Raw genomic sequence first — 12,306 nt, 5'->3', positions numbered from 1 at the left:
TAGCATATTCCTTAGAAAGCAGTTCCTAGGATGACTGGAGAATGGCACTCGCGAGTTCCCTCACCAATGGAACGCAGCCGTACTGGAGTGACTTTGGACAAGAGAGATACCGCGGACCTGAGCACCCCCGGGCGACGTCCAATGGTGGTGGCGGTCTGTGCCTTCCGTCTGGAGAACGTCCGCCGGCATCTGCGGCACAACCTCGGCCAGTTGAACGGCGACGAGTACGTGGTACTGCTGGACCGGCCGGTGACTCCCGAGGCCGAGAAGGTGGCCGCCCAGGTGAACGAGGCCGGGGGCACCATGCGCGTCCTGGGCTCCACCCGCGGGCTGTCCGCGTCCCGCAACACGGTGCTGCGCGAACACCCCGGGCGGCACGTGCTGTTCGTGGACGACGACGTGCGGCTCGACGCAGGAGCCGTGGCCGCCGTCCGCACCGCCTTCCGTGCCGGGGCACACGTGGTGGGCACGCGGCTGCGGCCACCACGGGAACTCCTGCCGCTGCCCTGGTTCCTCTCCTCGGGGCAGTTCCACCTCGTCGGCTGGCACCGCGACCGCGGCGACATCAAGATCTGGGGCGCCTGCATGGGCGTCGACTCCGACTTCGCGCACCGCCGGGGCCTGACCTTCGACCTCGACCTGAGCCGCACCGGCGGCAACCTGCAGTCCGGCGAGGACACCTCCTTCATCTCGCTGATGAAGGAGGCGGGCGCCCGGGAGTGCCTGCTGCCCGACCACGCGGTCGTCCACGACGTCGACCCCGGCCGGCTCACCCTGCGCTACCTCCTGCGCCGGGCCTACTGGCAGGGGCGCTCGGAGGCACGGCGCCACCAGAGCGTCGTGGGACTCCGCAAGGAGCTGACCCGGCACCGCACCGCACCGGAGTCCCGCTGCACCCCGCTGCTGTTCTGCCTGTACGGGGCGGCCACCGCGGCCGGCGTCGGCCACGGACTCCTGCTGCGCCTGCGCAAGTGAGTCCGCGGCCCCCCGCCGCCCGCCCGGCGGTCCTGGCCCGCTACCGGACGGGCGAGCCGGCCAGGACCCAGGCGTAGGTGGCGGCGGCGCCCTTCTCCAGCGGGACGGAAGCGGTCCAGCCCAGGTCGGCGGCGGCGCGCGAGACGTCCAGGGTGCTGTGCTGGATCTCGCCCGGCCTGCGGGGCGCGAAGCGCGGGCTCAGGTCGCGTCCGGCGACGGCGGCGAGGTGGTCGAGGACCTCCAGCACCGTGCTCCCCCGGCCCGTGCCGATGTTCCACACGCCGGGAGCACGGTGGCGTACCGCGGCGACGAACGCCGCTGCGACGTCCCCGACGTACACGTAGTCGCGGGTCTGCGAACCGTCGCCGAACACCGTGGGCACCTCGCCGTCGCGGGCCAGCCCGCAGTAGATGGCGATGACGCCCGCCTCACCGGCCGGGCTCTGCCTCGGCCCGTACACGTTGCCCAGTCGCAGCACGATGTGCTCGGTCGCGTGCAGCCGGTTGAACAGTCCGATGTACTGCTCCGCGCAGTACTTGGCCGTGCCGTAGGGGGCTCCCGGCGCGGGCAGCGTGTCCTCGGGCGTGGGGACCGGGACCCCTTCCCCGTAGAGCGCCCCGCCGGTGGAGGCGAACACGACCCGCGCGCCGACGGCGCGCGCCGCCTCCAGGACGTTGATCGTGCCCAGTACGTTGACCCGTGCGTCCGCTGCGGGGTCGGCCACCGAGACCCGGACGTCGATCTGGGCCGCAAGATGGCAGATGACCTCGGGGCGGACCGACCGCACGGCCTCGTCGAGCGCGGCGGAATCGGTCACGTCGACGCGGTGGACGGCCACACGCCCGTCCAGCCGTGCCGGGTCGCCGGTGGTCATGTTGTCCAGCACCGTGACCTCGGCCCCTGCGTCCAGGAAGACGTCGACGACGTGCGAGCCGATGAAGCCCGCCCCTCCCGTCACCAGCAGACGTGTTCCGTCTGAGAACTGCGGGAACATGGCCCACCCTTCTTCGCGGCTTCGCCACCACGGCGTCCGGTCGCAGAGATCGTAAGTGGGGACACGTTCGGGAAAACCTCAGACTTCCGGCCCGTGAGACCGGTCCGGCGGCAGCGGCGGGCCGCGCGGGGGACGCGGCACTATGATCGCGTCAGGGCTGCGACGAAGGCGGTTCCGAGTCTTTGGGGAGTGGACAGGTGAGTTCGTACCGCCACGCCGTCGAGCGGGTCGACAGTTCCGATCTCGCCTGCGGTGTCGTGCTCCACTCCGCACCGGGCTACCCGGCCTTTCCCGTCCGGCTGGCGACGGAGATCTTCCTGCGGGCCCGCGCCAGGCTCCCCGGCGACGGCCCGGTCACCCTGTGGGACCCGTGCTGCGGCAGCGGATACCTCCTGACGGTGCTGGGTCTCCTGCACCGTCGTTCGCTGCGGCAGGTGATCGCCTCCGACGTGGATCCCGCCCCGCTGGAACTCGCGGCCAAGAACCTCGCGCTGCTCTCCCCGCACGGGCTGACCGCGCGCGAGCAGGAGCGCCGCGAGCAGAGCGAGCGCTTCGCCAAGCCCGCGTACCTGGAGGCGGCGGCCGCCGCCCGCAGGCTGCGGGACCGGCTGTCGGCGGGCGGCGGCGGACTGCCGGCCGCCGTGCACACCGCGGACGTCTTCGATCCGCGCTCGCTGGCCGCCGCCGTCGCCGGGTCCGCACCCGATGTCGTACTGACCGACCTGCCGTACGGCGAGCGGACGCACTGGGAAGGGTCGGTGCCGGGGCAGCCGGTGACGGGCATGCTGCGTTCGCTCGCGTCGGTGCTGCCCGCGCACGCGGTCATCGCCCTCACCGACCGCAGCCGCAAGATCCCGGTCGCTCCGGTACCCACCCTGGAGCGGCTGAAGGTCGGGACCCGGTCGGCCGTGCTGGTCCGGGCCGGCGACGTGCTGGACTCCGACGTCTGACCTCCGACACCTGACCTCCGACGCCAGACCTCCGGCACCTGAACTCTGACGCCTGAGCAGTGCGTTTTGGCTGGAGTTTTCCCCAGTTCCTCTTCTCTAGAATCGCATCGGCAGTGCCCCCAGTTGCGTTCTTCGGAGGCGGTATGGCAGGAGCCCGAGTTCTCATAGCCGGAAATTTCCATTGGCAGGCGGGGTTCAGCCAGACCGTCGCCGCCTATGTGCAGGCGGCGGCCGAGGCGGACTGCGAGGTCCGGATCAGCGGCCCGCTCTCGCGGATGGACGAGCAGATCCCGCTGCACCTTCCGGTGGAGCAGGACATCCGGTGGGGAACACATCTTGTGCTCATGTTCGAGGCCCGGCAGTTCCTGTCGGACGAGCAGGTCGACCTGGCCTGTTCGTTTCCCAGGGGGAGGCGCCTGATAATCGATTTCGACGGCCACTGGGGCGGCGTCGCCACCGCCGACGACAGCTCCGTCGGCACCCACTCGACCGAGGACTGGCGGCGGCTCTACGCCACGCTCAGTGACCTCGTGCTACAGCCCAAGCTGACCGGCCCCCTGCCGGACGGGGCGGAGTTCTTCCCGTGTTTCGGCATGCCCCAGCTCGTACGGCACCCTCTGGAGCTCGGCTTCGAGCGGGACTACGAGCTGCAGTACATCGGCAGCAACTGGGGGCGCTGGAAGCCGTTCGTCGAGATCGTGGAGGCCGCCAGGGCGGCCCGGTTGCGGCGGATGCGGGTCTGCGGACGGTGGTGGGACGGGAGCACCTGCCCCGGGTTCGAGGACATCACCTCCGCCGAGCCCGAACGGCTGGCCGGGGTCGAGGTCCAGCCGCCGGTGCCGTTCGGACACGTCGTCCCGGAGATGGGGCGGGCCGTGATCACCCCGGTGCTGGTCAGCCCGCTCGTGGCCGACACCGGGTTGCTCACGGCCCGCATGCTCGAAACGCTCGCGTCGGGTTCGCTGCCCGTGCTGCCGCCCGAGACGGAGTTCATGTCCCTGGTGTACGGGGACGACGTCGGAGCCCTGACACTGGGCGCGGACCCCGCCGCGACGCTCGGCCGGCTGACAGGCGACTTCGAGCGCCACGCGAAGGCCGTAGGACTGATCCAGGAACGGGCGCGCGCCCACTACAACTACCCCCGGCTGCTCAGGGAGTTGTTGCGGTTCTTCCGCTGACCCGCTGCCGGACGGCTTCGTAGAGGACCGCGGTCGCGGCGTTCGCCGCGTTCAGGGAACTCGCGGAGCCGGTCATCGGAATGCTGACCGTGTGGTCGCACAGCGCACGCCAGGCGTTGCTGAGCCCGTTCGTCTCGTTGCCGATCAGCAGCAGCGTCGGCTGGGTGAGGTCGAAGTCGAACACGTCGCAGTCACCGTGCTCGTCCGTACCGACCAGGACGATCGGTGTCCCCGCGGCCCGGCGCGCCTCCACCCACTCCATCACCTCGCTCGGTGACGGCACCCGCACGGCGGGCAGGGAGAACATGGAACCGGTGCTCGACCGGACCGACTTCGGGTCGTAGACGTCGGCGGCGTGGCCCGCCACGATCAACCCGTGGGCACCCAGGGCGTCCGCCGAGCGGATGATGGAGCCGATGTTTCCCGGGCTGGTCGGCCGGTCGAACATGACGCCCAGGAAGTCCTCCCGGACCGGGATCCGGTCGAGGTCGTCGGCGGGCATCTCCACCACGGCGATGACCTCGGGCGGGGTCTCGCTCTTCTCGCCCAGCTCCATCAGCAGCCCGGGAGCCATCGCGAGCTGCTCCGTGCGCACCGTGCGCAGGAGCTCGCGCGCCCACTTCGACAGCTCGCGCTGTCCGTCGTAGAGGAGCGTGCGGATGGGCCAGCCGTTCTCCACCGCGAGGGAGATCGGCCGGACCCCGAGAACCAGGAACTCACCGGCGCGCGTGCGCTTGTTGCGGTTGCCGAGCAGGGCCTGCCACTGCTGGAAGCGCGCGTTGCGCGAGTTGACCTGCCGAGCCGCCGACGGCCGCTCTCCACGTGATTTTGCCATTCGCACAAGACTATCTCCTGGGTCCTGACGCCCGCAAAAATCCTGGGACCCGCGGTCAGGCGCTGACCATCGGGAACGCCAGGAACGACGGATAGCGGTACGGCAGGCCCTTGTTGGCCGCGACCGTCGCCAGGATCATGAAGACGATCACCGCGATGCCCCAGCCGATCCCCGCGACCACCAGCACGAGACCGACGATCGGGACGAACGACAGCACCGTGATCGCCACGCTGATGATCAGCGAGGTGAGCGCCATGTTCAGGGCGGCCGTCGCGTGCTGCCGGGTGAAGGGGTCGCGCGCGCCGGAGCGGATGGACAGTCCCACCACCCAGGCCGCGAGCGCCGAGAGGCCGCAGGTCACGAACGCGCCGACGGTGAGCGCGAGCAGCGTGCCAAGGTGCGCCCACATCGCGCTGCTGGTGGAGAACGGCCGCGGGGGCATCCCGAGCCCCTGGTCGTACGGACCACCGGGACCGGGGACGCCGTACGGGTTCTGCTGACCGGGCTGACCGGGCTGGGCGGCGTAACCGGGGTAGCCCGGGAGACCCGGCTGACCCGGCTGACCCGGGTAGCCGTACGGGGACTGCTGTCCCGGCGTGCCGTCCTGCGGGTAGCCGTACGGGCCGCCGGACGACGGGTAGCCGTAGCCGCCGTTCGGGTCCTGGGGCGGTTGCGGGGGCGGAGGTGTCGTCATCGCGGAAGTCGTTCCTCGGGTAGGCCGTTCAGGTCACGCCCATTGTCGGGGTCGTCGCCCCTGCCGCGCAGCGCCCGTACCCCGAGGACCGCGCCCACCACCGCCGGCACGGCCACCAGCAGCGCCCAGTCGGGGACCGCTTCGCCGAGGCCGCCGGCCCAGCGCTCGACGGCGAAGGAGTCGTCGACGTCGAGGATGCCCGGCAGGGCCGTCGCACCGTCAAAGAGGAGGAACAGGACGCCCAGCACGATGAAGAAGAGACCGGAGAGGAGGGAGGTGGTGTGGAGTTCGAAGCGGCCGACGGTGAGCGTGCGGCCACGGAGCCACTTGCGCCTGCCCAGGTCGAAGCGCTCCCAGAGGAGGGCGAGCAGGAACAGCGGGACCGCCATGCCCAGGGCGTAGACGGCCAGGAGCAGGCCGCCGTAGGCCGGACTGCCGCTGACGGCCGCGACGGTGAGGACGCTGCCCAGGATGGGCCCCGCGCAGAAGCCCGCGAGGCCGTAGACCGCGCCGAGCGCGTACACGGAGAGGGCGGTGGTGGGGCGGATGCGGCCGGAGAGTTCCGCCATCTTCTTCGACGCGAAGCCCATGCCCAGGATCTGGGCGACACCGAGCGTGATGATCAACCAGCCGGCGCAGGTGACCAGCAGGTCGCGGTTGCCGTAGAAGAAGCGCCCGGCGTACGAACCCGCGGCCCCCAACGGCACGAGGGTCGTGGCCAGGCCCGCGTAGAAGAGGCAGGTGCGGGCGACGAGGCGGGAGGCCGAGTCGATCGAGTAGGCGAAGAAGGCGGGCAGCAGGAGGGCGCTGCACGGGCTGATCAGGGCGAGGAGACCACCGAGGAAAGCGGCGAAGTAGCCGATGTCGGGGGTCACTTCTGCGCCTCCCGGTTCCCCGGCGCGTCCTGCGTCTCCCGGTTCCCCGGCGCGCCCTGCGCCTCCCCGTTCCCCGGCGCGCCCTGCGCCTCCCCGTTGCCCGGCGCGCCCTGCGTCGGCCGGTTGCCCTGCGCGGCGCCGCTCTTGGCTGCGGCGGCGGCCCTCGCCGCCCTCTCGACGGCCTGCTCGAAGACCTCGTCCGGCTGGGCGCCGGCGATCGGCTCCCCGTTGACCAGGAAGGACGGGGTGGAGGTGGCGCCGAGTCCGTACGCCTCCTCCTGGTCCTTCCTGACGGCGGCGCGGGCCCCGGCGCTGTCGGAGTCGGCCGCGAACCTGGCCAGGTCCTTCACCCCCGCCTCCCGCGCGATCTCCGTCAGCCGGTCCTTCCCGTACCCCTTCGCCTTGGCGTCCTTGGCGTACGCGGCTTGGTGGAAGGGCCAGAAGACGCCCTGCTGCCCGGCGGCCCAGGAGGTGCGGGCGACGGCCTCGGACTCGTCGCCGAAGATCGGGAAGTTGCGCCACTCGATACGCAGGGTGCCGTTGTCGACGTACTTCTTCACCAGCTCGGGCTCGGTGTCGCGGGCGAACTTTCCGCAGTAGCCGCACTTGAAGTCGGCGTACTCGACGAGGACGACGGGCGCGTCCGCCCTCCCCTGCGCGAGGGGATCGCCCTCGGTACGGCGGGCGAGCTTCGCCAGCTCGGGATGTACGCCGTTCTGGGCGCCGGCGGCGGGGGCGGTGGGGCTGGAGGTGTCGAGGGTGGGGGTGACGGTGTTGCGGTCCTCGGGCTTGGTGGCGGAGTAGGAGGCGAGGCCGAGAAGGGCCGCCGCCGTGGCGATCGAGGCGCCGATGAGGACGCCGCGGGCCTTGGATGTCCGGCGGGGGGAGTTCTTGGGGCTGGGCATGGGGGTGCTGTGCTCCTGGCGGTACGGGGTGCGGGGGTACGGGAAGCGGGCGTGGTGGCCGCGCTTCCTAGACGCGCAGGAGTACGGAGAGGTCGACGGGGGTCGGCGGTCCTGCCGGGGGCGGGGCACGACCGGTGGGGCACGCGAGCGCCCGGTCGAGGCCCCAGCCGCCGACGGCGCCACGGCTGTCGAAGAGGGCGGGCACCAGCTCGTACGGGGCGCCGTGCCGGGCGGGGACGGCGGGCTGACCGGCGCCGTCGGAGGGGTGGGAGGGGCGGCAGCCGGGGGTGGGGGTGTCGGCGGTGTGGGGGGTCGCGGCGGCGTTCATGGTCGCGCCTTCGACGCTGTGCGACTCTGCGCTCGTCCCTGCGGTCGCGGCTGCGGTCGCGCCTGCGCCGGCGGTCGCGCCCGCCGTGAACGCGGCGGGGCCGCAGAGCACGCCGAGGACGACGGCGACCACGGCTGCCCAGCGGGTCCAGTGCGCGGATGCGACGACGGACGACACGGGCGGGCCTCTCTGGTCTGGTCTGATCGGCTGGACGGCGGGACCGGGCACCACTCTGCCCGCCACGAGGGTACGGGGACGAACCCGAGGATCGCGGAACGGCGCCGCGCCGAGGGTGTGCCCCACGCGAGAGGGGCGCGCCCACGCAAGGGGCCGCCCCCTTGCCCACCCGTCCCGCCCCCGGGGGGCGGCCCCGCTGCCCAAGGCGGCTGGGGGCCGGCAGTTAGGGGCGCGGGGAACTGCGCGACCAGCCACGACGCACCCGCACAACCCCACAGCCCCCGCCTACCCCTACCCCCCCCCACCCCGCCCCGCCCCGCGGAAACCCGTTCGCCAGGAGTTGGGCGTGGGTGAGATCCTGGACCAGGTATGTCTACTTCCCTCGCCGATCTCCAGGCCACCCTCGCCCAGAGCTCGCTCCGTGACGCCCACCGCCTCGGCCGCCGCCTCGAAGGCGCCCGTCGTATCCGTAAGCCGGAGGCCCGGCAGGCCGTTCTGGACGAGATCGCCGTGGAGGCGGAGAAGTCCGCTGCCAAGGTGGCCGGGCGCGCCTCCCGCGTGCCCGCGATCACGTACCCCGAGAACCTTCCGGTCAGCCAGAAGAAGGACGAGATCGCCGAGGCGATACGCGACCACCAGGTCGTGATCGTCGCGGGCGAGACCGGCTCCGGCAAGACGACCCAGATCCCCAAGATCTGCATGGAGCTGGGGCGCGGGGTGAAGGGGATGATCGGACACACCCAGCCACGCCGGATCGCCGCCCGCACCGTGGCCGACCGCATCGCGGACGAGCTGAACACCCCGCTGGGCGAGGCCGTCGGCTGGAAGGTCCGCTTCACCGACCAGGTGAACCAGGACGCCACCTTCGTCAAGCTCATGACGGACGGCATCCTGCTGGCCGAGATCCAGACCGACCGCGAACTGCGTGCGTACGACACGATCATCATCGACGAGGCCCACGAGCGAAGTCTGAACATCGACTTCCTGCTCGGCTACCTCGCCCAGCTGCTGCCCAGGCGCCCGGACCTGAAGGTCGTCATCACCTCGGCGACCATCGACCCCGAGCGCTTCTCCCGGCACTTCGGCGAGGCCCCCATCGTCGAGGTCAGCGGCCGGACGTACCCGGTGGAGGTCCGTTACCGCCCACTCCTCGAAGAGGAGGGCGACGACTCCGACCGGGACCAGATCACCGCGATCGCCGACGCCGTCGACGAGCTCCAGGGCGAGGGCCCCGGGGACATCCTGGTCTTCCTCTCCGGCGAGCGGGAGATCCGCGACACCGCGGACGCACTGAACAAGCGGAACCTCAGGCTCACCGAGGTGCTCCCCCTCTACGCACGCCTCTCGCACGCCGAGCAGAACCGTGTCTTCCAGCGGCACACCGGCCGCCGCGTCGTCCTGGCCACGAACGTCGCCGAGACCTCGCTGACCGTGCCCGGCATCAAGTACGTGATCGACCCGGGCACCGCCCGCATCTCCCGCTACAGCCACCGCACGAAGGTCCAGCGGTTGCCGATCGAGCGGATCAGCCAGGCCAGCGCGAACCAGCGCAAGGGCCGTTGCGGTCGCACTTCGGACGGCATCTGCATCCGGCTGTACTCCGAGGACGACTTCCTCACCCGCCCGGAGTTCACGGACGCGGAGATCCTGCGCACCAACCTCGCGTCCGTCATCCTCCAGATGACCGCGGCCGGTCTCGGCGAGATCGAGAAGTTCCCGTTCATCGACCCGCCGGACCACCGCAACATCCGGGACGGCGTGCAGCTCCTCCAGGAGCTCGGCGCGCTCGACCCGAACGAGAAGGACCCCAAGAAGCGGCTGACCGAGCAGGGCCGCAAGCTGTCCCAGCTGCCCGTCGACCCGCGGCTGGCCCGGATGGTCCTTGAGGCCGACAAGAACGGTTGCGTACGGGAAGTGATGGTGATCGCTTCCGCGCTCTCCATCCAGGACCCGCGCGAACGCCCGGTCGAGAAGCAGCAGCAGGCGGACCAGAACCACGCCAGGTTCAAGGACGAGACGTCCGACTTCCTGTCGTTCCTGAACATGTGGCGCTACATCCGCGAGCAGCAGAAGGAGCGGGGCTCCTCGTCCTTCCGCCGGATGTGCAAGCAGGAGTACCTGAACTTCCTGCGGATCAGGGAGTGGCAGGACATCTACGCCCAGCTGCGCTCCGTGGCGAAGCAGCTGGGGATCCACCTCAACGACGAGGACGCGCCGGAGACGGCCGTGCACACCTCCCTCCTCGCGGGCCTGCTCTCCCACATCGGGCTCAAGGACACCGACAAGAACGAGTACCTGGGCGCACGGAACGCCAAGTTCGCGATCTTCCCCGGCTCCGCCCTGTTCAAGAAGCAGCCGCGCTTCATCATGTCCGCCGAGCTCGTCGAGACCTCCCGGCTGTGGGCGCGCGTCAACGCCAAGGTCGAGCCGGAGTGGATCGAGCCGCTCGCCCAGCACCTGGTCAAGCGCACGTACAGCGAGCCGCACTGGGAGAAGGACCAGGCGGCGGTGATGGCGTACGAGCGGGTCACGCTGTACGGCGTACCGATCGTCGCCCAGCGCAAGGTCAACTACGGGCGGATCGACGCCGAGGTCTCCCGCGACCTCTTCATCCGTAACGCACTCGTCGAGGGCGACTGGCGCACGCACCACAAGTTCTTCGCGGACAACCGCAAGCTCCTCACCGAGGTCGAGGAGCTGGAGCACCGGGCCCGCCGCCGCGACATCCTGGTCGACGACGAGACGCTCTTCGACTTCTACGACCGGCGGATCCCCGAACACGTCGTCTCCGGCGCCCACTTCGACTCGTGGTGGAAGCACAAGAAGCGCGAGGAGCCCGAACTCCTCGACTTCGAGCGCGAGATGCTCATCAACGAGAAGGCCGCGGGGGTGACCAAGGACGACTATCCGGACTCCTGGCGGCAGGGACAGCTGAAGTTCCGGGTGACGTACCAGTTCGAGCCGGGCGCGGACGCGGACGGCGTGACCGTGCACATCCCGCTCCAGGTGCTCAACCAGGTCACCGACGAGGGCTTCGACTGGCAGATCCCCGGGCTGCGCGAGGAGGTGGTGACGGAGCTGATCCGCTCGCTGCCGAAGCCGGTCCGCCGGCATTACGTTCCGGCGCCGAACTACGCGTCCCGCTTCCTGGACCGCGCGGTTCCGTTGCAGGAGCCGATCCACTTCACGCTCGCACGCGAGCTCCAGAAGATGGTCGGGGTGCCCGTCTCCCCCGCCGACTTCGACCTCTCGCGCATCCCGGAGCACCTGCGCATCACGTTCCGGATCGTCGACGAGCGGCGCAAGAAGCTCGCCGAGGACAAGGACCTGGAGGCGCTGCGGCTGCGGCTGCGCCCCAAGGCGCGCCAGGCGCTCTCCAAGGCCGCGGCGGCGACCGCCGAGCGCTCCGGCGGCGAGACCATCGAGCGCACCGGCCTCACCGACTGGACCATCGGCGCGCTGACCAAGGTCTTCGAGACCAAGCGCGCCGGGCAGCCGGTGAAGGCGTATCCGGCGCTGGTCGACGCGGGCACGTCCGTCTCCGTACGGCTCTTCGACACCGAGGCCGAGCAGCGGCAGGCCATGTGGGCCGGCACCCGCCGCCTGATCCTGCTCAACATCCCGGTCAATCCGGCGAAGTTCGCCTCGGACAAGCTCACCAACCAGCAGAAGCTGGCCCTCTCCAGCAATCCGCACGGCTCCGTCCAGGCGCTCTTCGAGGACTGCGCGACGGCCGCCACCGACAAGCTGATCGCCGACCACGGCGGCCCGGCCTGGGACGAGGAGTCGTTCCGCAAGCTGTACGACAAGGTGCGCGCCGACCTGGTGGACGCGACGGTGAGGACCGTGGGCCAGGTCCAGCAGGTGCTGGCCGCCTGGCAGGCCTGCGAGCGCCGGCTGAAGTCGACGAAGAGCCCGGTACTGCTGCCCAACCTCACGGACGTGCGCAAGCAGCTCGACGTGCTGATGCCGGCGGGCTTCGTCACGAGGACCGGGCTGCGCAGGCTGGGCGACCTGATGCGCTACCTGGTCGCCGCCGACCGGCGCCTCCAGCAGATGCCGACCGGCGCCCAGCGCGACACCGCGCGCATGGAGAAGGTCCACGAGATGCAGGACGAGTACGCCTGGCTGCTGGAGCAGTTGCCGCAGGGCAGGCCCGTGCCGCAGGAGGTGCGGGACATCCGCTGGATGATCGAGGAGCTGCGGGTCAGCTACTTCGCACACGCGCTGGGCACGGCCTACCCGGTCTCCGACAAGCGGATCGTGAAGGCGATCGACGCTGCCGCCCCGTAGCCGGGCGCCCCTCCCCTTCGAGTTCGACTGCACCCTCTGACCTGCTGTACAGTCTGTCTCGCAGCAACACGCGGCACGCAGAACGCCGGCGTGGAGCTGCGA

Annotated in this window: 10 protein-coding genes; 4 read left to right on the top strand and 6 right to left on the bottom strand. The window is 70.9% G+C overall.

The features are described from left to right. Positions 1-93: 93 nt before the first annotated feature. Complete coding sequence (locus ACIQM4_RS12720; RefSeq protein ID WP_401589888.1) at positions 94-975, top strand: glycosyltransferase; 882 nt, start codon at positions 94-96, stop codon at positions 973-975. Between the two features lie 40 nt (positions 976-1,015). Here the strand turns inward: ACIQM4_RS12720 and ACIQM4_RS12715 are convergent, their stop codons facing one another. Next, positions 1,016-1,969: an NAD-dependent epimerase/dehydratase family protein gene (locus tag ACIQM4_RS12715; RefSeq protein ID WP_401589885.1), complete on the bottom strand. Its 954-nt coding sequence runs from the start codon at positions 1,967-1,969 to the stop codon at positions 1,016-1,018. Positions 1,970-2,166: 197 nt separating this feature from the next. Between ACIQM4_RS12715 and ACIQM4_RS12710 the strand changes: the two genes are divergently transcribed. Continuing rightward, positions 2,167-2,919, top strand: coding sequence for an rRNA methyltransferase (locus tag ACIQM4_RS12710; RefSeq protein ID WP_401589882.1), 753 nt, complete (start codon positions 2,167-2,169; stop codon positions 2,917-2,919). A gap of 143 nt (positions 2,920-3,062) precedes the next feature. Continuing rightward, positions 3,063-4,097 (top strand): hypothetical protein, encoded by a 1,035-nt coding sequence (locus tag ACIQM4_RS12705; protein ID WP_401589879.1) that lies wholly within the window; start codon positions 3,063-3,065, stop codon positions 4,095-4,097. On the opposite strand, the gene ACIQM4_RS12700 is transcribed toward ACIQM4_RS12705, so the two are convergent. From ACIQM4_RS12700 to ACIQM4_RS12680, 5 genes are all read right to left on the bottom strand, one after another. Then, positions 4,069-4,932: an RNA methyltransferase gene (locus ACIQM4_RS12700; RefSeq protein ID WP_401589876.1), complete on the bottom strand. Its 864-nt coding sequence runs from the start codon at positions 4,930-4,932 to the stop codon at positions 4,069-4,071. The two genes, ACIQM4_RS12705 and ACIQM4_RS12700, sit on opposite strands and share 29 nt — an antisense overlap. Positions 4,933-4,987: 55 nt before the next feature. Next, positions 4,988-5,626, bottom strand: coding sequence for a DUF4870 domain-containing protein (locus ACIQM4_RS12695; protein ID WP_401589874.1), 639 nt, complete (start codon positions 5,624-5,626; stop codon positions 4,988-4,990). After that, a complete protein-coding gene (locus ACIQM4_RS12690) occupies positions 5,623-6,501 on the bottom strand; it encodes a cytochrome c biogenesis CcdA family protein (RefSeq protein ID WP_401589871.1) in 879 nt (292 codons plus the stop codon). Before ACIQM4_RS12690 ends, ACIQM4_RS12695 begins: the two co-directional genes overlap by 4 nt. Then, positions 6,498-7,406, bottom strand: coding sequence for a DsbA family protein (locus tag ACIQM4_RS12685; RefSeq protein ID WP_401589868.1), 909 nt, complete (start codon positions 7,404-7,406; stop codon positions 6,498-6,500). The genes ACIQM4_RS12690 and ACIQM4_RS12685 overlap by 4 nt, the downstream gene beginning before the upstream one ends. 67 nt (positions 7,407-7,473) lie before the next feature. Continuing rightward, a complete protein-coding gene (locus tag ACIQM4_RS12680; RefSeq protein ID WP_401589865.1) occupies positions 7,474-7,911 on the bottom strand; it encodes a hypothetical protein in 438 nt (145 codons plus the stop codon). 369 nt (positions 7,912-8,280) lie between these two features. Between ACIQM4_RS12680 and hrpA the strand changes: the two genes are divergently transcribed. Beyond that, entirely contained in the window at positions 8,281-12,204 is a 3,924-nt protein-coding gene (gene hrpA / locus ACIQM4_RS12675) for an ATP-dependent RNA helicase HrpA (RefSeq protein WP_401589862.1), read from the top strand. Positions 12,205-12,306: the final 102 nt, after the last annotated feature.

Origin of the sequence: Streptomyces sp. NPDC091272 (genome assembly GCF_044757485.1) — a bacterium.
Taxonomy (GTDB): domain Bacteria; phylum Actinomycetota; class Actinomycetes; order Streptomycetales; family Streptomycetaceae; genus Streptomyces.
Note: the sequence above shows the minus strand (reverse complement) of the source record. Positions and strands in the feature narration are given on the sequence as shown.